The 22,707-nt window shown below is 73.8% G+C and carries 22 protein-coding genes; 8 read left to right on the forward strand and 14 right to left on the reverse strand.

Going from position 1 to position 22,707, the window contains the following annotated elements; translation table 11 throughout:
- Positions 1-61: 61 nt before the first annotated feature.
- Positions 62-412: an STAS domain-containing protein gene (locus CLV70_RS12160; RefSeq protein ID WP_106126566.1), complete on the forward strand. Its 351-nt coding sequence runs from the start codon at positions 62-64 to the stop codon at positions 410-412.
- On the forward strand, positions 405-809 hold the full coding sequence (locus CLV70_RS12165; RefSeq protein WP_106126567.1) for an ATP-binding protein: 405 nt from the start codon (positions 405-407) through the stop codon (positions 807-809). Before CLV70_RS12160 ends, CLV70_RS12165 begins: the two co-directional genes overlap by 8 nt.
- Before the next feature lie 3 nt (positions 810-812).
- Here the strand turns inward: CLV70_RS12165 and CLV70_RS12170 are convergent, their stop codons facing one another.
- From CLV70_RS12170 to CLV70_RS12205, 8 genes are all read right to left on the reverse strand, one after another.
- Positions 813-2,342, reverse strand: a complete 1,530-nt coding sequence (locus tag CLV70_RS12170) for a PP2C family protein-serine/threonine phosphatase (RefSeq protein ID WP_106126568.1) — start codon at positions 2,340-2,342, stop codon at positions 813-815.
- 9 nt (positions 2,343-2,351) lie between these two features.
- The gene (locus tag CLV70_RS12175; protein WP_106126569.1) at positions 2,352-2,867 is read right to left on the reverse strand and encodes a hypothetical protein; all 516 of its coding nucleotides are present in this window, start codon (positions 2,865-2,867) and stop codon (positions 2,352-2,354) included.
- Between the two features lie 108 nt (positions 2,868-2,975).
- Positions 2,976-4,136: a CaiB/BaiF CoA transferase family protein gene (locus tag CLV70_RS12180; protein ID WP_106126915.1), complete on the reverse strand. Its 1,161-nt coding sequence runs from the start codon at positions 4,134-4,136 to the stop codon at positions 2,976-2,978.
- 15 nt (positions 4,137-4,151) lie between these two features.
- Positions 4,152-4,754: an SAM-dependent methyltransferase gene (locus CLV70_RS12185; RefSeq protein ID WP_106126570.1), complete on the reverse strand. Its 603-nt coding sequence runs from the start codon at positions 4,752-4,754 to the stop codon at positions 4,152-4,154.
- Positions 4,755-4,799: 45 nt separating this feature from the next.
- A complete protein-coding gene (locus tag CLV70_RS12190) occupies positions 4,800-5,555 on the reverse strand; it encodes a helix-turn-helix transcriptional regulator (RefSeq protein ID WP_106126571.1) in 756 nt (251 codons plus the stop codon).
- Between the two features lie 5 nt (positions 5,556-5,560).
- Positions 5,561-6,340, reverse strand: a complete 780-nt coding sequence (locus CLV70_RS12195; protein ID WP_106126572.1) for an HAD-IIA family hydrolase — start codon at positions 6,338-6,340, stop codon at positions 5,561-5,563.
- Entirely contained in the window at positions 6,337-7,365 is a 1,029-nt protein-coding gene (locus tag CLV70_RS12200; protein ID WP_106126573.1) for a ferrochelatase, read from the reverse strand. Before CLV70_RS12200 ends, CLV70_RS12195 begins: the two co-directional genes overlap by 4 nt.
- 46 nt (positions 7,366-7,411) lie before the next feature.
- Positions 7,412-7,969 (reverse strand): TetR/AcrR family transcriptional regulator, encoded by a 558-nt coding sequence (locus CLV70_RS12205; protein WP_158277757.1) that lies wholly within the window; start codon positions 7,967-7,969, stop codon positions 7,412-7,414.
- 130 nt (positions 7,970-8,099) lie between these two features.
- Between CLV70_RS12205 and CLV70_RS12210 the strand changes: the two genes are divergently transcribed.
- Positions 8,100-8,597: a hypothetical protein gene (locus CLV70_RS12210; RefSeq protein WP_158277758.1), complete on the forward strand. Its 498-nt coding sequence runs from the start codon at positions 8,100-8,102 to the stop codon at positions 8,595-8,597.
- On the opposite strand, the gene CLV70_RS12215 is transcribed toward CLV70_RS12210, so the two are convergent.
- The 4 genes from CLV70_RS12215 to fabG all read right to left on the reverse strand — a co-directional run bounded on the left by CLV70_RS12215 (position 8,588) and on the right by fabG (position 15,210).
- Positions 8,588-10,855, reverse strand: a complete 2,268-nt coding sequence (locus CLV70_RS12215; protein ID WP_146164045.1) for a sensor domain-containing diguanylate cyclase — start codon at positions 10,853-10,855, stop codon at positions 8,588-8,590. The genes CLV70_RS12210 and CLV70_RS12215 overlap by 10 nt on opposite strands.
- Complete coding sequence (locus tag CLV70_RS12220) at positions 10,852-13,380, reverse strand: ATP-binding protein (protein ID WP_106126577.1); 2,529 nt, start codon at positions 13,378-13,380, stop codon at positions 10,852-10,854. Before CLV70_RS12220 ends, CLV70_RS12215 begins: the two co-directional genes overlap by 4 nt.
- Before the next feature lie 336 nt (positions 13,381-13,716).
- Positions 13,717-14,484, reverse strand: coding sequence for an enoyl-ACP reductase FabI (fabI, locus tag CLV70_RS12225; RefSeq protein ID WP_106126578.1), 768 nt, complete (start codon positions 14,482-14,484; stop codon positions 13,717-13,719).
- A gap of 21 nt (positions 14,485-14,505) precedes the next feature.
- Positions 14,506-15,210, reverse strand: a complete 705-nt coding sequence (fabG, locus tag CLV70_RS12230) for a beta-ketoacyl-ACP reductase (RefSeq protein WP_106126579.1) — start codon at positions 15,208-15,210, stop codon at positions 14,506-14,508.
- Between the two features lie 386 nt (positions 15,211-15,596).
- On the opposite strand from fabG, the gene CLV70_RS39665 reads away from it, so the two are divergent.
- Positions 15,597-15,743 carry a hypothetical protein gene (locus CLV70_RS39665; protein ID WP_158277759.1) on the forward strand — a complete coding sequence of 49 codons (147 nt, stop codon included), beginning with the start codon at positions 15,597-15,599 and terminating at the stop codon, positions 15,741-15,743.
- Positions 15,744-15,806: 63 nt separating this feature from the next.
- On the opposite strand, the gene CLV70_RS12235 is transcribed toward CLV70_RS39665, so the two are convergent.
- Both CLV70_RS12235 and CLV70_RS12240 read right to left on the reverse strand, forming a co-directional pair.
- Positions 15,807-16,592, reverse strand: coding sequence for a S1 family peptidase (locus tag CLV70_RS12235; RefSeq protein ID WP_245908186.1), 786 nt, complete (start codon positions 16,590-16,592; stop codon positions 15,807-15,809).
- Between the two features lie 80 nt (positions 16,593-16,672).
- Positions 16,673-17,686 carry a nitronate monooxygenase gene (locus tag CLV70_RS12240; protein ID WP_106126581.1) on the reverse strand — a complete coding sequence of 338 codons (1,014 nt, stop codon included), beginning with the start codon at positions 17,684-17,686 and terminating at the stop codon, positions 16,673-16,675.
- Between the two features lie 209 nt (positions 17,687-17,895).
- On the opposite strand from CLV70_RS12240, the gene CLV70_RS12245 reads away from it, so the two are divergent.
- The 4 genes from CLV70_RS12245 to CLV70_RS12260 all read left to right on the forward strand — a co-directional run bounded on the left by CLV70_RS12245 (position 17,896) and on the right by CLV70_RS12260 (position 22,602).
- Positions 17,896-18,984: an FAD-dependent oxidoreductase gene (locus tag CLV70_RS12245; RefSeq protein ID WP_106126582.1), complete on the forward strand. Its 1,089-nt coding sequence runs from the start codon at positions 17,896-17,898 to the stop codon at positions 18,982-18,984.
- Between the two features lie 310 nt (positions 18,985-19,294).
- Positions 19,295-20,710, forward strand: a complete 1,416-nt coding sequence (locus CLV70_RS12250; protein ID WP_106126583.1) for an AI-2E family transporter — start codon at positions 19,295-19,297, stop codon at positions 20,708-20,710.
- Positions 20,711-20,833: 123 nt separating this feature from the next.
- Positions 20,834-21,280, forward strand: coding sequence for an STAS domain-containing protein (locus CLV70_RS12255; protein WP_245908187.1), 447 nt, complete (start codon positions 20,834-20,836; stop codon positions 21,278-21,280).
- A gap of 95 nt (positions 21,281-21,375) precedes the next feature.
- A complete protein-coding gene (locus tag CLV70_RS12260) occupies positions 21,376-22,602 on the forward strand; it encodes a serine hydrolase domain-containing protein (RefSeq protein WP_106126584.1) in 1,227 nt (408 codons plus the stop codon).
- Positions 22,603-22,707: the final 105 nt, after the last annotated feature.

Consider the following 22,707-nt stretch of genomic DNA (forward strand, 5'->3'; position numbering starts at 1 on the left):
GACCGCGGATGGCATGATGTGCGAGGTCTCCGGTTGCCGAACGAAAGGGTGCATCGTCACGATGGCGCACTTCGAGGCGACGACCTCCGCGGCGGACGGCACGGTGATCGTCGCGCTGAGCGGGGAGTGCGACCTGGAGGGCCGGGACAGGCTGACCGCCGTGCTGCACGACGCCGTGGCCACCGCCACGCCCGTCGTCGTGGATCTCGCCGGCGTCACGTTCATCGACTCCAGCGGCATCCACGGCCTGGTCGTCGCCCACCACGCGGCGCAGCGCGCCGGCAGCCGGCTGCACCTGGTCAACGCGTCCGGGCCGGTCGCCACCGTCCTGGAGATGACCGGGGTGGACCGGCTGCTCGCTCCCCCGCCGGCGGCCGGACCGGCGCGCACCGAGGACGCCGGCCATGCCTGATCCCTTCGCGGGTCCGCCGGTCGGCGCCGCCTCCGACGCGCTCAGCTACTCCGCTCCCGGCGACCTGGCGGCCGTGCGCGCCTTCGTGGCGTCCCGCGCCGCGGCCCTGGGCCTGGCCGGCGGCCGGGTCGAGCTGCTCGTGCTGGCCGTGAGCGAGCTGGCGACCAACACGTTGCAGCACACCACCGGCGGCGGCGTGGTGCGGGTGTTCACCCAGGCCGGCGTGCTCGTCTGCGACGTCGTGGATCAGGGCCCGCTGCGCGTGATGGGACGCAGCATGCCCGCGGCCGACGCCCTCGGCGGGCGGGGACTGGCCATCGTCGAGCGCGTCTGCGACGAGGTGGAGACCTCCGCGGTCGCGGAGGGCACGCGGGTGCGGGTGCGGCTGCACCTGTGACGGTCAGGGCAGCACGCGTACGGCGAGCAGACACGTGTCGTCGTCCGGGTTCGCCTGGCGCAGCAGCCCCCGCAGCCGGGCGAGCGGATCCTCCCCGGAGGCCGCGGACAGGGCGGACACGGCCGACAGCCGCTCCTTGACGTTCGCCAGCATCTTCTCGGCGCCGATCTCCCGCCGCTCCACCAGCCCGTCGGTGTAGAACAGCACCAGGTCGCCGGGCTCGAGCCGGGCGGCGGCCACCGGATATCCGGCGTGCTGGTCGGCGCCCAGCAGCAGCCCCGGCGGGCGCGGCAGCTCCTCGGTGGTCCCGGCGCGGGACAGCAGCGGCGGCAGGTGCCCGGCGCGCGCCCACGACAGCGTCCCGCTCGCCGGGTCGTGGCAGCCGACCACCGCCGTGCCGGTGATGCCGAGCTGCGCGCAGAGCCGGTTGAGGTGCCCGAGCAGCTGCCCCGGGTCGTGGATGCCGATCGACAGCCACGCCACGAGCGCGAACCGCAGGTGCGCCATCCCGCTCGCCGCGTCCAGGCCGTGCCCCGCCACGTCGCCGACCGCGAGGAGCACCCGGCCGTCGGGCAGGGTCTGCGCGTGGTACCAGTCGCCGCCGACCCGGAGCGCCTTCCCGGCGGGCAGATAGCCGACGATCGCCTGGAGGCCGCGCAGGGCGAGCGGCGCGGCCGGCACGGGCTGGATCATGTTCTGGAGCTGGGCGGCGAGGCGGTGCTCGGCGAGGGCGGTGGTCTCCCGTACGCGGAGCTGATCCGCCAGCCGCTCGATCGCCGAGCGGGAGTCCACGCGGGCCGTCACGTCCTGGACGACGGCGTAGATCTTCACCGGCGCGCCGTCCGCGTCACGGGCCACCTCGGACAGGATCCGGAGGTGCTTGACGGCCGTGCCGGTGCGGAACCGCACGGTCACGTCCGAGGTGGACCCCGCGTCAAGGGTCTGCCACGCCGTCTCGGCGATGCCCCGGTCCTCGGCGACCATCGCGGCCGCCTGCTCGACGCGCGGCAACGGGCCCTCGGCCGGGTCCCGGCCGAAGAGGCGGAACATCCCCGGCGACCACTCGACGCGGCCGCTGACCAGGTCGTACTCGGCCCAGCCGAGGCTGCCGAGCTGCTCGGTCCGGTCCAGCCGCCGCTCGTGCTCGTCGGAGCGCTGCCACCACACCAGCAGGCCGCCCAGCACCCGGCGCACGCTGACGACGAAGCGGGAGTGCGCCACCACCCCGGCGCTCTTGTCCTCGTACTCGAAGTCGCGGAGCTCTCCCGGCACGCCGTCGGCGAGCACCCGGCGATACAGCGTCCACAGCGGACCGCCCACCATGGTGGGATAGAGCTCGCTGAGCCGGGCCTGCCGGCGCTCCACGCCCCGCCCGTAGAGGTCGGCCTGGCCGCTGGTCGCGGCGACGGTGAAGTCGGCGACCTCGCCGGCCTCGGTCACCGGCAGCAGCCACGTGCACCCGGACGGGATGGCGGCGAGGATCTCCTGCACCTGGGCGACGAACGGCTCCCCCGGGGTGCGGTCGTCGGCCATGCGGGAAGCCTATGCGGCGACCAGGGCGGTGCACACCCGGGCGGCCTCGTCGACCGCCGCCAGCTCGGCCGCATGCCACTGCCGGGGGTGGTAGTCGAACACGGCACAGACCCCGGTGATCCTCCCGGCGGCGTCGCGGACCGGGCTTCCCGCGTACGCGCCGCCGCCCGCCACCCGCACGGGCGCGTCGAGCGGCACCCGGGAGTCCGCGATCACGTCCGGGACGACCAGGGCGGAATCCCGCGTGAGCACCAGGCTCGCCAGCGTGGCACCGGCCGGTACGGACCGCAGCTCGGTCCAGCACAGCGGCAGGCCGAAACCGCCGGCGAGGCGCAGCGTGTCGCCGTCCGCGAGATGGATGGCGCCGGTGGGAGCCCCGGCGGCACGGGCGGTCAGCGCGGCCAGGTGGTCCGCGACGCCGCCGGACAGGACGCCGGGAACGAGCTCCATCCGGCGCATCCGCACGTCCCGCACCAGCGGCCCGATGTCGTACCGGGCCCGGACCGTCCGATCGGGTGACAGCATCCGACTCCCGCCCCTCGCCGAGTGACGCGACCGCCGCGCCTCGTCCCATGGTGGGTCACGGTTCGGCACCACCGCCGCCCAACGCGGCGATGCATCCGGCGACCCGCCCTACGTGCCCGGGATCACCGAGGCGGACCCGAGCGCGCCGATCTCCTCCGCGGTGAAGCCCCAGGCGGCGAGGACCTCGCGGGTGTCCCGGCCGGGCTCCGGCGCGGGCCCGCCGGCGGTGGCGGGCGTACGGCTGAACCGGGGCGCCGGGCTCGCCTGCAACACGCCGCCGGCCCGGGTGAAGGTGCCCCGGCTGACGTTGTGCGGATGGGCGGCCGCCTCCTGCGCCGTCAGCACCGGGACGAAGCAGGCGTCGCTGCCCTCGAAGATCGCGGCCCACTCGTCCCGGGTCCTCGTGCGGACCAGGGCGGCCACCCGCTCACGCATCTCCGGCCAGGTCGTCCGCAGGTGCGCGTCCGGCACCGGTCCGCGCCCGTCGACGTCCGCGGCGAGCCCGCTGAGCTCGAGAAACTCGCGGAGGAAGGGCGGCTCGAGCGCACCGAGGGCCATGTACCGATGATCGGACGTCTCGTAGACGTCGTAGAACCAGGCGCCCGTGTCGAGCAGGTTGGTGCCCCGCTCCCCCCACAGGCCGCCGGCCCGGAACCCGTGGATCATCTGGGCCAGGACGGCGGACCCGTCGACCATCGCCGCGTCGACCACCTGCCCGCGCCCCGAGCGGCCCGCTTCGAGGAGCCCGCAGACCACGCCGAAGGCGAGCAGCATGCCGCCCCCGCCGAAGTCGCCGATCAGGTTCACCGGAGGGACGGGGGCCTCCCCGCGCCTGCCGATGAGGTCGAGCGTGCCGCTGAGGGCGATGTAGTTGATGTCGTGCCCGGCGAGCCCCGCGGCCGGCCCGTCCTGGCCCCAGCCGGTCATCCGGCCGTACACGAGCCGGGGGTTGCGGGTCAGGCAGTCGTCCGGTCCGAGGCCGAGGCGTTCCATGACGCCGGGCCGGAAGCCCTCGATCAGCGCGTCGGCCCGCTCGATCAGCCGCATCGCCGCGTCGCGGCCCGGCGCCGCCTTGAGGTCGATGGCGGCCGACCGGCGCCCGCGGCCCAGGACGTCGGTCGCACCCTGCGGCGCCCGGCGTGGACCGGGCGGGAAGCGGTCGACGCGGATGACCTCGGCGCCCATGTCGGCGAGCATCATGCCGGCGAAGGGCCCGGGGCCGATGCCCGCGAACTCGACGATGCGGTGACCGCTCAGCGGCCCGGCCAACGGACCCACCCCCGGCTACGGGACGCGGCGCAGGATGTCGAGGAGGAACCACTCGTCCTCGTGGTGGACGCTGCGTTCGAGGCCGGGGCGGGCGGCGAGCGCGGCGTGCACGTGGAAGCCGTCGTAGTTGCCGCCGTCGCGGTCGCGGAAGTGCACGGCCACCAGGTCGCCGCCTGGTTCCAGCCGGTCGACCAGGCCGTCGAGCAGGGCCTGGAGGTCGTCGGCGGACAGGTAGTAGAGCAGGTCGCCGATGACGATGAGGTCGAAGGTCGCGTCGGGCAGATCGGCCGGCAGCATGGCGTGCTCCACGCGTACGTGCGGGAAGTCACGCACCGCCTCGCGGGCCTGCTCGACGGCCGAGTCCACGCAGTCGACCGCCAGGATCTCGTCGCAGCGCGGGGCGAGCAGGCGGGTCAGCAGGCCGATCGAGGCGCCCGGCTCGTAGCAGCTGCGGTAGCGCTCGCGTGGCAGGGAGGCCACGGTGACCGCGTACTTGCGGCGGTCGTGCCACTTGGTGGTCAGGTCCCACGGGTCGTCCTTGGCCAGGTAGAGCCCGATGAAATGCTCCTCGGACACCGTCTCCGGCGGGGCGTCGGCGTCACCCTGTAGTCGCGTCACGCCGCGATTCTGCCTGACGCCGCCGGGACGGCCCGCACGCGGTCGTCACTCGCGTCCGGTGAAGAACTGCAAGCGCTGGCGGCCGTCCTCGGAGAAGAGGTTCTCGCAGGTGACGTCGAGCACCCCGCGTACGGGATGGCAGATCCGTTTGTGGTCGCCGCGCCGGACCGCCACGTCGCCGGTCTCCCACAGCTCCCGGAATTCCGGGCCGGTGCGGCGCAGGCGCGCGACCATGTCGGCGGCTTCCGCGTCGCGTCCCCGCCGGGCGACGGCCGCGCGCAGGTCGTGCACCATCACCCGGGAGTGGTGCGGGTGGTCCTCGGGCGGGTAGATCGCGCGGCTCGCCGGATCGGTGAACCACCGCTCCAGGAAACTGCCCGGCTCCGGTACGCCCAGCAGCGCCGTCGCCGCGTCGTTCTGCGCGAGCGTCTCGTGCAGGTCGCTGAGGATGCGCGCGGGCACGGCGTCGAGGCGCTTGAGCAGCGACAGCATGGCCGGCTGGATCTCGTCGGCGCCGGCCGGCGGGACCGCCCGCCCGGCCAGGTGGAACAGGTGGTCGCGCTCGTCGGCGCCGAGCCGCAGCGCCCGCGCGAGGGCGCCGAGCATCTGGTCGGACGGCTGGGCGCCCCGGCCCCGCTCCAGCTCGATGTAGTAGTCGACCGAGACTCGCGCCAGCGTGGCCACCTCGTCGCGGCGCAGGCCGGGGACGCGGCGGCGGACACCCGGCGGCAGGCCGGCGTCGGCGGGGGTGATCCGGGCCCGGCGCGAGCGCAGGAACGCGCCGAGCTCGGGCAGGTCCATGCCGCTCAGATCTCCGGGATCAGGTCGGCGACGCTGTCCACGATCCGCGACGGCCGGTACGGATACCGCTCGCTCTCCGCCCGGGTGCTGATGCCGGTCAGCACCAGGATGGTCTCCAGCCCCGCCTCCAGGCCGCAGAGCACGTCGGTGTCCATCCGGTCGCCGATCATGGCGGTGCTCTCGCTGTGCCCGCCGATGACGTTGAGGGCCGAGCGCATCATCATCGGGTTGGGCTTGCCGACGAAATACGGCTCCACCCCGGTCGCCTTGGAGATCATCGCCGCCACCGAACCGGCCGCGGGCAGCGCGCCCTCGTTGGACGGGCCGGTGGCGTCCGGGTTGGTGCAGATGAACCGGGCGCCGTCGTTGATCAGCCGGACCGCCTTGGTGATCGCCTCGAAGCTGTACGTGCGGGTCTCCCCCAGCACCACGTAGTCCGGGGCGAACTCGGTCAGCACGTAGCCGGCCGCGTGCATGGCGGTGGTCAGGCCCGCCTCGCCGATCACGTACGCGGTGCCGCCGGGGCGCTGGCCGGCGAGGAACTGCGCGGTCGCCAGGGCCGCCGTCCAGATGGACTGCTCGGGCACGTCGAAGCCCATCCGCGCGAGCCGGGCCTGCAGGTCGCGCGGGGTGTAGATGGAGTTGTTGGTGAGGATCAGGAACGGCTTGCCCGACGACTTCATCCGGTTGACGAACTCCGGCGCCCCGGGCACCGGCACGCCCTCGTGGACCAGCACCCCGTCCATGTCGGTGAGCCAGGTCTCGATGGCCTTGCGCTCGGTCATGGGGCTCCTCGTCTCTGCGGTGCCGGACAGCAGTCCGCCGGGCACACGTCCCAGACCGGGAGCGTACCGAGCCGGCCGCGGTCGCCGCCGTCGGTCCGCTCCCGCACCAGCTCCCGGATCATCGCGACGAACCGGGGGTCGGTGCCGGGGGTGGCGGCCCGGGCGTAGCCGAGGCCGAGCCCGTCCGCGGTCTCCCGGGCCTCATTGTCGAGGTCCCAGATGACTTCGAGGTGATCGGAGACGAAACCGATCGGGCTGACCACGACGTCGGTGACGCCCTTCTCGGCGAGGGCCGTCAGGTGGTCGCTGATGTCCGGCTCCAGCCACGGCACCTGGGGCGGGCCGGACCGGCTCTGCCAGACCAGGTCCCAGGGCAGGTCGGCGGCGGACGCGGCGTGCACCAGCGCGGCCGTCTCCTGCAACTGCGCCTCGTAGCGCCCGCCGGCCGGCCCCGCGGTGGCCGCCATCGACACCGGGATGGAGTGCGCGGTGAAGACCAGCCGGGTGGTCGCCCGCCGGCCGGCGTCCAGCTCACCGAGCGCCGTACGGACCGCGTCGGCGTGCGGCTCGACGAAGCCGGGGTGGTCGTGGAACTGCCGCAGCTTGGCGATCGCCGGGGCGCCGGGGCCGACCTTGGCGCGCGCCTGCGCGATGTCCTCCCAATACTGCCGGCAGGACGAGTAGCCACCGTACGCGCTGGTCGCGAAGCCCAGGGCGGACGTGACGCCGTCGTCGCGCATCCGCGCCAGGGTGTCGGCCAGCATGGGCTGCCAGTTCCGGTTGCCCCAGTACGCCGGCAGCGCCACCCCGTTCGCGGCGAAGTCGGCCTCCACCGCGGCGAGCAGGTCGCGGCACTGCTGGTTGATCGGCGACACGCCGCCGAAGTGGTAGTAGTGCTCGGCGACCTCGGCCAGCCGCTCCTCCGGGATGCCCCGCCCGCGCGTCACATTGCGCAGGAACGGCATCACGTCGTCGGGGTGCTCCGGGCCGCCGAAGGACAGCAGCACAAACGCGTCATACGCCACCGGGCCGAATCTACCCGGCCGCCGCGGCCGCGGATCGCCCGGCCGCTCAGCGGCTGCCATGTCCACGCAGGAAACCTTCGAGCAGCTCCCGCGGCTGGGCGGGAGCCTCCGCCCCGACGTCGAGCTGGGCGTTCAGGGCGTGGGCGAGCACCGGGCCGATCAGCGCGTTGCGCGCCCGCAGCGGCGGCTCGACGATGAGCTGACCCGCCTTCTGGTAGTGCAGCAGCAGGTCCTCGATCTCGGCCAGAACGGTGAGCGGCTCGCGGATGACGGCGGCCAGGCCGGGGTCGCGGCTCGCCTCGACGATCAGCGCCAGAATGAGCCGGCCGTTGGCGACGAACGCATGGTGATAGAACTCGAGGATCCGCAGCAGGTCGGCGTGCAGGTCGCCGGTCGGCTGCGTGTCCCGCATCCCGAAGCGGCTGATCTGGGCATGCACCGCGGCGATGACAAGGTTGCGCTTGTCGCCGAAGCGCCGGAAGAGGGTCAGCTCATTGACCCCGGCCGCCGCGGCGATCAGCCGGGTGGTGGCCCCGACATAGCCCTTCTCGACGATGCACGCGATCGTCGCGTCGAGGATCGTCCGCTCCGCAACCCGCGCCATCGGTGCCGCCTTCCTCCGGATCCCCCTGCCCCGGGCCACCCTACCGCAATGTGGGTAACCACTTGCTTTTGGCATCGGGCCGCTTCTAGCATGCAAGTAGGTACTTACTATTTGTGGAACGGAGCTCGTCATGACCTCGCAGACTCTCTCCCCCGGACCGAGGGCCGGGCGGAACCTCCTGCTCGTCGCCGCCCTGGCCACCATGATCGTGCCGATCGTCACCGACGCGGTGATCGCCTATCCGCAGCACATGGGCATTCCGCTGGACATTCCGCACGCCAAGTTGCACATCAGCATGTCGTTCATGGCGGCCTTTGCCATGGGGCTGGCCGCGACCGTCACCGTGCTGCGCCGCCCCGTCACCGACCGGTTCGCGATGGGCACCGCGGCCTTCCTCGGCGGCGCCTTCTGGGCCGGGCTGATCCTCTCCCGGCTGTGGCCCGGCACCTCGTACGGCTTCGGCGGCCAGGCCGGCTCGCCCGAGCCGCCCGTGGTCCTGGGCGTGCCGTTCTACCCGAACGTCGCCATGGCTCTGGCCTTCATCGTCGTCGCGGCGCTCGGCTATCGCCTCACCCGCACGGCCGCCCTGCCCACCGGGTCACCCGTCTCGCACCGCGGCTACCGGTAGACGGACAGGGCCCGGCCCACCCGGTTGCGCCCCCGCTCCTTCGCCGCGTAGAGCGCCGCGTCCGCGCGGGCCAGCAGGGCGTCGGCCGTACCGTCGGCGGCGTCGGACGCGACGGCGAGCCCGACGCTGACGGTCACCACCCCGGCGGGGTTGTCCGGGTGGGGGATCCGCAGGGCCTCGACGCCGGCCCGGGCCCGTTCGGCGACGGCGGCGGCCTGGGCTTCGTCGCTGTCGGCCAGGACGAGGACGAACTCCTCGCCGCCGTACCGGCAGGCCAGGTCCGAGGCGTCGCGCACGCTCGCCCCGAGCGCGCCCGCGACCCGCCGCAGGCACCCGTCGCCGGCCTGGTGGCCGTTGCGGTCGTTGTACGGCTTGAAGAAGTCGATGTCGATCATCGCGACGGCGAACGGGCTCCCCGTGTGCACCAGCCGGCCCCAGGCCTCGGCGGCGACCCGCTGGAAGGCGCGGCGATTGGGCAGGCAGGTCAGGGCGTCGGTCACGCTGAGCCGTTCGAGCTGGTCGTTGGCGGCGGCGAGGGCGCGGGTGCGTTCCGCCACCCGTTCCTCCAGCGAGGCGTACAGCAGGGCGTTGTTCAGCGACACCGCCAGCTGCCCGGCGATCAGGGTCACCGCGTCGAGCCGGTCGGTGGTGAAGACGCCGCCGGCGTACAGGTTGGACAGCACGAGCATCGCCTGCGGCACGTCGTGGTGGAAGATCGGCATCACCAGCAGGGAACAGCGCTCGGCGCCGGCCAGGTACGGGTCCCGGGCGAACCGGTCGTCGCGGGTGGCGTCGTCGACGAGCAGCGGCTCACCGGTGCGCCGGGCGTACCGGAACGCCGTCAGGGGGACCAGCCCGCGCCGCCCGGCCTCCTCCACCGGCACGGCGCTGTCGCCGGTGCGCGGGCCGGCCGGGACGAACCAGTCGTCGCCGTTGCGCAGGGCCAGCACCACGTCCGCGGCGCCGGTCAGCGCGGTGAGCTGCTCGGTCATCGCCGCCTGCAGCTGCACCAGGCCGGTCGCCGAGCTCAGCGCCTGCGACGCCCGCAGGATCGCCAGCGTGTCGACCACGTCGGCGCGGATGCTGCCGCCGCGCCCGCCGGCCGGCGCACCCCTCGGCGCCGCCGCACGCAGCTCCGGGAAGCTCTCGTCGAGCTGCCGCACCTTGCCGTCGGCACCCCAGTCGAGGTACGCCCGCCGCGCCTCGGCCAGCAACTGCCGCGCCGACCGGTGCAGGCCGTACGCCTCGTGCAGCGCAGCGGTCCGTTCGAGGATGAACGCCCGGTGCCACGGCCGCTGCACCGCCTCCACGGCGGCGAGCGCCGCGTCCCCGGCGGCCAGCGCCGTCAGCGGATCGCCCCCGGCCCAGGCCCGCTCGGCCTCCACCAGGTGCAGCAGGTGCCGGAAGTTCTCCGGCGCGTCCCCGGCCCGGGCGGCCAGCCAGTCCCGCGCCCGGCCGAGCTCGTCACCCAGCGCCCGGGCCGCCTCCGGACCGGGGTCGCGCCGCAGTTGCCCGGCGCACGACAACGCCCGCAACACGTGGACGAGGGCCAGCGGATAGCCGGGCACGGGCTGCCTCGCCAGGGCCTCCGACTGGATCCGGGTGTGCCGCTCCAGCGCACCCCAGTCGCCGAACAGGGCCGCCGCGAGGGACCGGCACAGGTGGTAGTGCGCCAGGCCCGGCCGGTGCGAACTGACCCGGGACAGGTGCTCGGCCTCGGCGAACCCGTCCTCCTCCAGGCTGCCCGGCGCGGCCGTGCGGCCCTGCAGGGCGCGGGCGAGCTGACGGTACGCCGCGATCACGGGCTGCGAGAACCCGTTGCCCGTACGGCCCGCGAACGCCGCCGCGGCCTCGATCTCCGCGGCGAGGGACTCCACCGACCGGCCGCACTCCAGCGTCGCGGGCAGCACCGCGAAGGAGGTGGTGCTGGCCATCTGCAGGTCGCCGCCCCGGACGAGCCCCTCGTACGACGACCGCAGCTGCTCGATGATCCGGTCCAGCGGCGCCGTCCACGGGAGCACCTGCATCACGTACCGGTGCCGCAGGGTCGCGGTCAGCACCTCGGAGCCGCGGGCCTCGCTGTAGGCCAGCATGTGCCGGCCCGCGCGGAACCCCGGCCGGTACTCGCCGCGGAGCTGCATGACGAGCAGCCCAAGAACGCCGAGGACCGCCGCCAGCTCGGCGGAGGGCCCGTGCCGCCGCCAGATCCGGCTGCTGTCCAGCGTGATCCACAGGCTGACCGGCATCCTGCCCGTCATCGACGCGATCGGCAGCAGCCGGCTGTACAGGCGCGTGCTCGCGAGGATCCGGGGGTCGGTGCTCGGCGGCCGGGCCAGGTCCTCGTCGAGGTCCAGCGACTCGGCGAACTCGACCAGCTCCCGGCACGCCCGGGCAGGTCCGCGGCGAGCTCCTCCGGGGGTGCCGGCCGGCCCAGCCGGGCCAGCAACCGCAGGCCGAGCGGCAGCGCCTCGGCCTGCCGGCCGCGCTGGGCGAGGCTGTTGAGCTGGACGTCGGCCACGGCCGCCAGCAGGAGCGGGTCGGTCGCGGTCGCCTCGATCGCGGCGTACACCTCGTCGGCCTCGTCCAGCCGCCCCAGCGCGTAGCGGGCCGCGTGCTGGCGGACCCGGACCGCCTGCAGCTCCGGATCCTCGGCGGAACCGGAACCGGTCGCGGTCAGCAGGCCCACCGCGGCGGTGAGGAAGCGCTCCGCCACCGGATAGTTGCCGGCGCGCTCGGCGTAGGCGGCGGCCGTCCGGTACAGCCGGGCCGCGGTCCGCCGCTCGGCGTCGTCGTCGAGCTCGCCGGCGGCCAGGTACTGCTCCGCGGCGGCGACCGCCGACACCCCCGCGAGCCGCCGGGCCAGGGTCAGCCGCAGGGCGGTGCGTTCCGCGTCGCCGAGCGCCGTGAACGCCGCCTGGTGCACCCGGTCGTGCCGGAACCGCACCCCGGCGTCCGCCTCGTCGCCTGCGCCGGCCGGACCGGCCGGCACCAGCAGCCCGTCCTCGAGCGCGGGGGCGAGCCGCTCCCGCACGGTGGCCACCGGCACGTCCAGCGCCCGGGCCAGCAACCCGACGCCGATCTCCCCGCCGAGGCAGGCCATCGTGCACACCAGCCGCACGGACTCCGCGGGGAGGCGCTCGATCCGGGCCCGGACGACCGGCAGCAGGTCGCCGTGCCCCACGTGGGACCGCACGGCCGCCCGGTCCCACGACCAGCCGTCCTCGCCGAGCACCAGGACACCGTCCCGCCGCAGCGCGTTGACCAGCTCCAGGGTGTCGTACGGGTTCCCGCCGGTACGCCGGTGCAACTCCTCGTCCAGTTCCGCCGCCGCGTCCGCGGTCAGCCGCAGCAGCTCCGCGACGAACCGCACGGACTCCGGGGCGGGCAGGTTCTCCAGCAGCAGCGGCGGGCGGGCCGAGCCGAGCCGCTGCCAGCGGGCGAGCATCGGCGTCAGCGGGTGGCCGGCGTCCACCTCCTCGGCCCGGTACGCCCCCACGACCAGCAGCCCCGGCAGGTCCGGCTCGGTGAGCAGCGCGTCGAAGAGGTGCAGCGACACGGGGTCCGCCCACTGCAGATCGTCGACGACGAGCACGAGCGGCCGGGACGGCGACACCACCACCCGCAGCAGCTCCACCACGGCACTCCGCAGCCGCGCGTCGGCGGTCGCCGGGTCGCCGGTGTCCTCGCCGGGCTCCTCGTGGTCGCCCGCTTCCGCGCCGGCCTGCCCGCCGGTCTCCGCGGCGGCGCCGAGCAGCACGGCGAACTCGGGCAACAGCGCGGTCACCGCGGCGAGGCCGGTGTGCAGGGCCCCGGCCAGGTGCCGGCGGGTGGCCGCCAGCACGTCGCTGGGCTCGGCGAGCAGCAGGCGGCCCGTTCCGCGTACGGCCTGCAGCGTCGCGCCCACCGCCGCGTGCGGGTGGTACTGCTCCGCCTTGCCGCTGACGAACCAGCCGTGCCGCACGGCCACCGGCTGCCGCAACTCGTTGATCAGGGCGGACTTGCCCACCCCCGGTACCCCGGCGACCAGCAGGCCGCGCGGGCCCCCGGCCAGCGCGTCCTCCAGGGCCGCGCACAGCGCCTGCCGCTCCGCGTCCCGCCCGATCAGGCGCGACGGCGCGGACAGCCGCGCCGGGAAGTCCCACTCGCCCAGGGCGAAACCCTCGGCCGGCCGGGCCGCCACCCGGGCCAGGTCGCGGGCGACCCCCTCGGCGCTCTGGTACCGCCGGTCGGGCTCCTTGCGCAGCAGCCGGTCGACGATGTCCGAGAGGGCGGGAGGCACGTCCGGCCGCAGCAGGGCCAGCGGGTCGGGCACCCGCAGCAGGATGTCGTGGATCATGCGCAGGTCGTCGCCGCCGGACACGGGGGGATGCCCGCTGACCAGTTCGTAGAGGGTCGCGCCGAGGGCGTACAGGTCGGCGCGGTGGTCGATGGGCAGGCCGGTGCGCCCGGTCTGCTCGGGCGGCACGTACGGCAGCGTGCCGGCGAGCTCGCGCCGGCTCAGGAAGCCGGGCCGGTCCACGGCGACCGTGGTGGCCAGGTCGAAGTCGATCAGGACCGGTCCGGCGCCGGTCAGGAGGACGTTCGACGGATTGATGTCCTTGTGGACCACGCCGCGGGCGTGCACGGCCCCGATGATCCGGGCCAGCTCCAGCGCGAGGGCGTTGACCTCGGCGATCGGCAGGGGCGCGGCGGCGATGACGTCGGCCAGCACCCGGCCGCCGTCGTCGCGGAGCACGATCGTGTCCTGGTCGGCGCCGCCGGCCGGCCGTACCACCCCGGGCACTCCGGCCAGCCGGTGCAGGAGGTCGTGCTCGTGGCGCCGGCGCGCCGGAGCCGAGGAACTCCTTGACGATCACCGAGGTGGCGTCGGGCAGCCACCGGCGCACCACGCGGGTCCGTTCGCCGGCCGACAGGAGCACCTCGCCGGCCGCCCCGGGGTGCGGCTCCCCCGCCCTTCCGGGTTCACCGTGCTGCACCAGCGTCATGTCGAGCCTCTTCTGCCTCAGCGGATGCCGCCCGGCCGTACACCACCTTCCTTGATCTGATCGGTAGTTGTACAGCAACGGTGAGTACCTAGACCCGATGCATCGCCCGGGGCGGCACCCGCGGAGGTAGCGGCTCAGGCCCCCAGGGCGTGGTAGCCGCCGTCCACGTGCACGATCTCGCCGGTGGTCGCCGGGAACCAGTCGGACAGCAGCGCGCACACCGCGCGGGCCGCCGGTTCCTGATCGACGAGGTCCCAGCCCAGCGGCGCGCGCTCGGCCCACGCCTCCTCGAACTGCGAGAAGCCCGGGATCGACTTCGCCGCCATCGTGCGCAACGGGCCGGCCGACACCAGGTTGCTGCGGATGCCCTGCTTGCCCAGGTGCAGCGCCAGGTAGCGGGACGCCGACTCGAGGCCGGCCTTGGCCACGCCCATCCAGTCGTACACCGGCCACGCCTTGGTGGCGTCGAAGGTCAGACCCACGATGCTGCCGCCCTTGCCCATCAGCGGCAGGCAGGCGGTCGCCAGCGACTTGTACGAGTACGTCGACACCTGCAGCGCGGTGGCCACGTCCTCCCACTGAGCGTTGAGGAACTCGCCGCCGAGCACGCTCTGCGGGCCGAACGCGATCGAGTGCACCACGCCGTCGAGGCCGTCCACGTGCTCGCGGACCTTGTCGGCGAGGCCGGCCAGGTGCTCCGGGTTCGTGGCGTCCAGCTCGATCACCGGCGCCGGCGCGGGCAGGCGCTTGGCGATCCGCTCGACCAGCGACAGCCGGCCGTACCCGGTCAGCACGACGGTCGCGCCGTTCTCCTGGGCGAGCTTCGCCACCGAGAACGCGATCGACGCGTCGGTGATGATGCCGGTGATGAGCAGCCGCTTACCGGCCAGCAGTCCAGACACGCTCTCTCCTGAATTCGAGGGTCAGTGACCCATGCCGAGGCCGCCGTCGACCGGCACGACCGCACCCGAGATGTACGCCGCCCCGTCGCCGGCGAGGAACGTCACCGCCTGCGCCACCTCGCCGGGAGCGGCGAGCCGGCCGGCCGGGATGGCCTTGAGGATCTCCTCCCGGCGGGCCTCGCTCAGCACGTCGGTCATCTCGGTGTCGATGAAGCCGGGCGCGACCACGTTCGCCGTGATGTTACGGCTGCCCAGCTCGCGGGTGATCGAGCGGGCCATGCCCACCAGGCCGGCCTTGCTCGCCGCGTAGTTCACCTGACCCGGGCCGCCGTAGAGGCCGATGACCGACGAGATGAAGATGATCCGGCCCCAGCGGGCGCGCAGCATCTTGGTGCTGGCCCGCTTGGCGCAGCGGAACGCGCCGGTCAGGTTCGTGTCGATCACCCGGGTGAACTGGTCCTCGGACATCCGCATCAGCAGCGTGTCGTCGGTGATGCCGGCGTTGGCCACCAGCACCTCGACCGCGCCGAGCTCCTTCTCCACCGTGGCGAACGCGGCGTCCACGGCCTCGGGGTCGGTGATGTCGCACTTGACGCCGAACAGTCCCTCGGGGGCGCCGCTGCCCCGATGCGTGACCGCCACCCGGTCGCCCTGCTCGGCGAACGCCCTGGCGATCGCCAGACCGATTCCGCGGTTACCTCCGGTCACCAACACGGTGCGGGCCAACGCGCTGCTCCTTACTTCCCACCTGCATGAAATGAACCGCACGCAGACTAGCGCCTGTGCCGGCGGCCGGTGACCGGGCGAGGCGACACTCCGGGGGTCGCGGTTTCTCTCCGCAACGACCCAAGGGGTACGCTCATCGACGGTTCGGACGCCGGCACTACAGACGGAGGTGATCGCTGTGCGAGATAGCGATCCTCCTAGTCGTGGCCGGGCCGCTCGTCAGCCGCTCTGAGCCCGTCTCCGGTCCGCCACGCCCCCGTGCGTGCCGCGCCGCGAGGCCGGATCCGGCCCGCTGACACCGCCAGACCCATCCCGCTCCCCGCCCGGAGCCTCGTGCGATTCCGTACGCGGCCGGGGCGCGTCGTGCCGCGCCGCGACGGAGCAGGGTGCCGGTCGCGACTTCCGTGTGCGCACGTCCCGTCACCGCTCACCGGAAAGTCACCCTCATGAACCGCTTCGTCGCTCCGTTGACCTTCACCATCGCCGCCGCGTGGGTCGTGGTGGTCTTCGTGCTGGTCCACAACGCCCCGTGACCCGGGCGCACGGACAGCGGCGCCCCGGCTCCCGAACGGGAACCGGGGCGACGACGGGTCGTACTACTTGACGGTGCGGATCGTCTCGTTGACCCAGTCCAGCAGGTTGTCCACCCGGGCGGCGCTCTCCACCTGGGTGTGCGGGCACGACGGCCCGTTGCTGACCACGGCCACGAGGTACGGGCCCTTCTTGGCCTCCACGAAGAAGGGGCCGCCCGAGTCGTACGGGCACGGCGTCGTGTCCGACTGCGGCGCGAAGCCCTTCATGCCCGTGACCGAGTCGGTCAGCGAGTCCACCTTCATCTGGCCGGTGCGCAGGTGCTTCTCCGGTACCGGGTTGGTGCCCGTGACGGAGCCGTACCCGGTCAGCCGCACGACCTGCCCGACCTGCGGGGCGTAACGGCTGATCTTGATCGGCCGGACATCCGTGATCGGCGTGTCGATCTTGGCGAGCGACACGTCGGCGTTGGGCGCCTGCCGCACCGCGATCACCGTGGCGTCGTGGCCCTTGTCGGTGTTGTCGAGGTCCGTACGCCCGACCGTGGCCGTGGTGAGGTCCGCGACCGGCTTGTTCTGCCGCACGTTGTTGAAGTCCCGGAAGCAGTGCCCGGCGGTCAGCACCCACTCGGGGGCGACCAGCGAGCCGGAGCAGCCGCTGTTGCGCCGGCCACCGTCGGCGGTCGGGATGCCGGTCATCGTCAGCTTCACCGAGAAGCTGTACTTGCCCTCCGGCACCAGCTCGCCGTTCGCGATCGCGTTGGCGGTGCCGATGTTGTTGATCGCGAGCCCGGTCACCACGGCCGGCACCAGCAACGCTGCGGCCAGCATAGATTTGGTGCGTCGTCGCACTGCGTAACTCCTAGTAGTCTGCCGATGGGACCTGAGCAGGCTGCCAGCATCTTCTGCTCACTTGAAAGGTCACTATCTGCTCAATCGCCGGCGCCGCTCAACCGCGCCGCGATCGCCGCCGCGGGCCCGGTCCGCGCCTCGGCGAAGGCGGTGCCGGCCCACAGGTTGAGGGCTTCGGGGTCGCCCTGCCGCGCGGCCGCGGCCCGGATCGGCGCGGTCAGGTGGTGCACGGCGGGATACCCGATCGGGGCCCGTGCCGAGTACGCCTCGATGAAGCGGTTCCGCAGTCCGCGCGCGGGCCGCCCGGTGAAGGCCCGGGTCACCGCGGTGCCGGCGTAGCGCCCGGAGAGCATCGCCTCCCGCTGCGCCGGCCGGGTCCCGGCCTCGTCCGCGAGCAGGAACGCCGTGCCGGCCTGCACCGCGACCGCGCCCGCGGCCAGCAGGGCCCGCACGTCGGCGGCCGTGCCGGTGCCCCCGGCGGCGATCAGCGGAAGCTCCACGGCGGACGCGACCTCCCGCAGCGACTCCGGCGCCGTCGACGACCCGTCGTAACCGTCCGGATCGGTCGTCGCCGAATGTCCGCCGGCGCTGCCCGCCTGCACCACCAGCAGGTCCGCCCCGGCCGCCGCCGCCCGCCGCGCCTCGCCGGCGCCGGTCACCGTCACCAGAACGCGGCACCCGGCACCCCGCAATTCCGAGACGACCCCCGCATCGGGTACGCCGAACGTGAAGCTGACCCACGGCACGGCGGCCCGCACGGCGATGCCCACCTTCGCCGCGAAGTGATCGTCGTCGTCGAGGGGCGGATCGGGCAGCTCGACGCCGTACCGCTCGGCCTCGGGCAGCAGCACCCGGCGGTACGCCTCGACCCGCTCCGGGTCGGCCGGCGCGGTGGGCAGGAAGATGTTCAGCCCGTACGCGAGCCCGCTCCGACGCAGCTCGCCCACCTCCCGCGCGACGGCGTCCGGCGCCTTGTACCCGGCGGCGAGGAAGCCGAGGGCACCCGCGGACGCGGCGGCCCGGACGAGGGCCGTCGTGGAGGGGCCGCCGGCCATCGGCGCGACGATCAGGGGACCCGGGAGCTGCGCGACCATCCGGCCATCATCCGCCCCGGCCTTGCACGGCGGTAAACCCGGAGCTTTACCGAAGGTCACCGGAGCGGCCGGCCCATTGCTTTCGGGTAAACCTTCGCTTAACGAGCTTGCACTGGCATCAACCACGGGGCCGCGCCTAGCGTTTCCGGCATGAGCCGAGGAACCCCGCTCGACCACTTCTTTCTCCACGACAACAGGAGGTACTACCCGTGCGTGCAGTAGTGGCCGGAGGCGGCATCGTGGGCCTCACCAGCGCGATCGCCCTGCGCCGGCAGGGCATCGACGCCGTGGTCTGCGAGCAGGCCCCGGAGATCCGGGCGGTGGGCGCGGGGCTGGGCCTCTGGGCGAACGCCCTGGCGGTCTTCGACGAGCTCGGGATCGGCGCGGAGCTGCGGGCCATCGGCCGGCCGGCCGAGATGCGCTTCCGCGGCCCGGCCGGGGGCCTCCTCGAGACGCCCGGCTTCGGCGAGGAGGACCACCGCTACCTGCTCGTGCACCGCGCCCGGCTGAACGAGCTGCTGGCCGAGGAGGTGGGCAAGGAGAACATCCGCCTCAACGCGCGGGTCGCCGGCTTCGACGAGAGCGACTCCGCGGTGGTCGCCCGGCTGGAGGACGGCTCCAGCCTGGAGGCGGACGTCCTCGTCGGCGCGGACGGCGCCTACTCCCGGGTGCGTTCCGGGCTGCTGCCCGGCATCGACGCGGTCGCGCACGAGGGCCACTACGCCTGGCGTTCGGTGGTGGAGCCGCCCGAGGGCGTCACCATCCGCGAGGGCGTCGTCGTGGTGGGCGAGCGGCGCGCCCGGGGCGGGTACGTGCCCACCGCCGACGGCACCGTGTACTGGCTGGTCAACCAGTTCGACTCGGGCGAGCTGGAGGGCACCCGCAAGGAGCAGGCGGCGCTGCGGGCGGCCCTGCTGGACACGACCGGCTGGAACCCCGCGCTGCTCGACCTGATCGCCTCGACGCCCGAGGACGAGGTGCTGTGCAACCAGATCATGCTGGTGCCGCCGTTGCCGCGGTGGGCGTCCGGGCGGGTGGTCCTCGCCGGCGACTCGGCGCACGCGCTCTCGCCGCACATCACCGCGGGCGCCTCGCTCGGCGTCGAGGACGCGCTGCTGCTGGCCCGGCTGCTCGCGTCGGCCGGGGACCCCGCCGCCGCGCTCGCCGCGTACCAGGACGACCGGATCCCGCACTACGCCAGGGTCACCGAGCTGTCGAAGAGGGTCGAGGACTCCGCCACGCCGGAGGAGTTCGCCCTCAACTACGTCACCTTCACGCGCTGGATGCTCCACCGGTGAACGGCCTGACCATCGACGCCGTCGCCGTGCCGATGCGGGACGGCCGCGGTCAACCGCATCCTGCACACGGTCCGGCGCGCGGTCTGAAGGGCCCCGGCTGACGGCCGGACCGTGCCCTCAGGTGCGCCACAGCGGGAGCGCACGCCCACGGGAGTCTTCGCAGGTGCTGCGCGGCACCTGAATGTCGTCCGGATGGCATGAAGCCCGGCGGAACCGGGCACTCGGACAGGGTCCGGCCGGGTGCGCCGCGACGAGGCGCGATCCGGGAGGCTCCGATGACAGGCACGCACACCGTACGGGCGGGTGCCCGATGACGTGGGCGCGGACGGTACGGGAACGCACCCGTGCCCGGCTCGCCGAGGCCGCCGCCCGCAACGCGCCGCCGCCGTTCACCGCCGGACCGGAATTCCAGGAGGCGCCGGCGCCCGTCGTGGTCGTGCACCGCCAGCCGGACGCCGACGACGTCCTGCCCCGCGGGGTGCGGACGGCCGGTGCGTGGGCGTGGCGGTTCATCCTCTTCGTCGCCGCGGCGTACCTGTTCCTGCGGGTCGTGTCGCTGCTGCGCGTGGTGATCATCCCGGTCGTGGTCGCGGTGCTGCTCGCCGCCCTGCTCCAGCCGGCCGCCGCGGCGCTGGTCCGGCGTGGCATGAAACGCTCCCCCGCCGCCGCGCTGGTGCTGATCACCGGGCTGGTGGTCGTCTTCGGCGGGCTCGGCTACATCATCCAGACCTTCATCTCCCAGATCGACACGCTGTCGACGCGGGTCAGCGCGGGCATCGACGAGGTGCAGACCTGGCTCGCCAACGGCCCGCTGCACATCTCGGACGCCCAGCTCGGCCAGTACGTGGAGCGCCTGCAGGACACGATCAGCAACAACCAGGGCGCGCTCACCTCCGGCGCCCTCAGCACGGCCACCACCCTCGGCGAGGTCGTCACCGGCTTCTTCCTGGTGCTGTTCACGCTCTTCTTCCTGCTCCGCGACGGCGGCCAGATCTGGTCCTTCCTGTGCCGGCTGCTCCCCCGCGAGGCCCGGGTGCCGACGGCCCGCGCCGGCCACTACTCCTGGCACACCCTCGTCTCGTACGTGCACGCCACCGTGCTCGTCGCGTTCGTCGACGCGGTCGGCATCGGCGTCGGCCTGCTGATCCTGCGCGTGCCGCTCGCGCTGCCGCTGGCCGCGCTGGTCTTCCTCGGCGCGTTCATCCCGGTCGTCGGCGCCACCGTCACCGGCGCGGTCGCCGTCCTGGTCGCCCTGGTCACCAAGGACCCGGTGACGGCGCTCATCGTGCTGGCCATCGTCATCGCCGTACAGCAGCTCGAGGGCCACATCCTCCAGCCGCTCATCATGGGCCGGGCGGTGGCGCTGCACCCGCTGGCGGTCATCCTGGCGATCGCCGCCGGCATCGTGGTCGCGGGCATCATCGGCGGGCTGATCGCGGTGCCGCTGCTGGCCGTGCTCAACACCGCGATCCGTTACCTGGTGCGGCATCCGCAGGGCGAACCCACCCCGGACCGGGAACCACCGGGCACCGAACCCACCGACGACGACGAGGACGAGGCGGAGGACCGGCGTACGGAGGCGGAGCGCCGCGCGGACCCGTCGGAGCCGCCGCCGGCGGACACGTCGCTCGGCGGGCCCGCGACCCCGGCCGATCAGCCGCCGTCCCCCGCCGCGCCGGCCGATCAACCGGGGGCGACCGGGGAGGCGCCGGTGCGGACCGGCTGAACCGCGCGGACCGTCGTGACCTTGCCGTGACCGGATGAATTCTTCCTTCGGACGGTCGACCGCGGCATCGGCATCGCTCTACTCTGACTGCCCGGAGAACAGCGGGTAACGGAAGGCAGCACGATGACCGAAGCCACGGTCGGCGTCGAAACCGGTCCCGACGGCAGTCTCATCATCCAGCCGCACGGCATCCTGGGCGCCGACGACGCGGTCGAGCTGCGCCGCGCCCTGGTCGACGCGGTGCGCCACGTGCGGCCGCTGCGGCTGATCCTCGACCTGCACGACGTCCAGGGCCTGGACCCGATCAACGTGGGCACCCTGGCCGCCGCCTGCCACCTCGGCGACGACCACAAGGTCGCGGTCTTCCTCGACAACTCCTCGGCCGCGGTCGCCGGCCAGCTCACCGCGGCGGGCGTGCCCCACCACCGGCTCCGCGGCGTCTCCTCACCCCACCCGGCCTCTTCCGGCCTTTCCCACCCGGCCGCTTCCGCGTCAGCGTCCGGGGCTTCTCCCTCGGCGGGCGCGGCGGCCGGCGTGGTGGCGCGTCCCTGCGACGAGCCCGGGTTCTGACCGGCAGGCCATAGTCCCGGGGTAGTGCCTGCACCACCGGCAAGGGGCAGCGCACTGGATCGATCCTCCACGCCGTTCTCCCTAGCGTGGAGGCCATGAGGATCTCGAAGACATTCCTGACCGTGACCGTCGCCGTGGCAGCCGCCGCTTCCTCGGTGCCCGTCGCCCAGGCGGCGTCGCGCACCTCGGCCGAGGCTTCCGCCCATCCCGCCGGGCTGCGTGCCGTCCTCCAGCAGGACGCCGACGCCCTGCTGAAGTACGGCGCGCCCGGCGTCCTCGTCGAGCTGGACACCGCGCACGGCGACACGAAGGTTCGCAGCGGCTTCGGCAACGTCGAGAAGGGGACGCCGGTGCCGTGGAACGCGAAGTTCCGCATCGGCAGCTACACGAAGACGTTCGTGTCCGCGACCCTGCTCCAGCTGGTCGGCGAGGGCCGGCTCAAGCTCGACGACTCCGTCGAGAAGGTGCTGCCGGGCGTGGTGCACGGCAACGGCAACGACGGACGCAAGATCACCGTACGCCAGCTGTTGCAGCACACCAGCGGGCTCACCGACTACCTGACCGGCATGCCCCAGCTGTTCAGCGAGGAGGGCTTCCAGAAGGCCCGGTTCGACACGGTGACGTCGAAGCAGGCCGTCGAGCTGGCGATGACGTTCAAGCCGCAGTTCGCGCCCGGCGCCGAGTGGGACTACTCCAACACCAACTACGTGCTGGCCGGCATGATCATCGAGCGCGTCACCGGCCACCGCTGGCAGGACGAGGTGCAGCGCCGCATCATCGCGCCGCTCGGCCTGCGCGACACGTCCGCTCCGGGCACCTCGCCGGAGATCCCCCGGCCGCACGCCGTCGGCTACGAGCGCTTCCCCGGCCCGGACGCCACCGAGGACGACCCGAAGTACGGCGAGCCGATCGACGCGACCCGGCAGAACCCGTCGTGGGGCGGCGCCGCCGGCGAGATCATCAGCACCACGGACGACGGCAACCGCTTCCTCCAGGCGCTGCTCAGCGGCAAGGTGCTCCGCCCGGCCGAGCTGGCCGAGATGACGCGCACGGTGCCGACCAACGACGGCTTCCGCAGCAACTGGCCCGGCGCCCGCTACGGCCTCGGCCTCATGTGGGTGCCCAACTCCTGCGGCGGCTCGTGGGCCCACGGCGGCGACATCATGGGCTTCCAGACCCGCAACGGCGTCACCCCGGACGGCACCCGCAGCATCATCGTCTCGATCAACACCGACTCGTTCAAGCGCGCCCCGGGCGTCCCCGCCCCCCAGGGCGACATCACCCGCACGATCATCGACCACGCCCTCTGCACCGTCCGCTGACCCCACCCGGGCGGGCCGGAGCGGAACCCCGCCCGGTCCGCCCCCACCTCGGCCCGACCCAGCCCAGCCCTGCACCGCACGCCCTGCACCGCACGCCCTGCACCG

It is taken from the genome of Pseudosporangium ferrugineum, from assembly GCF_003002065.1.
GTDB classification, from domain to species: Bacteria; Actinomycetota; Actinomycetes; order Mycobacteriales; family Micromonosporaceae; genus Actinoplanes; species Actinoplanes ferrugineus_A.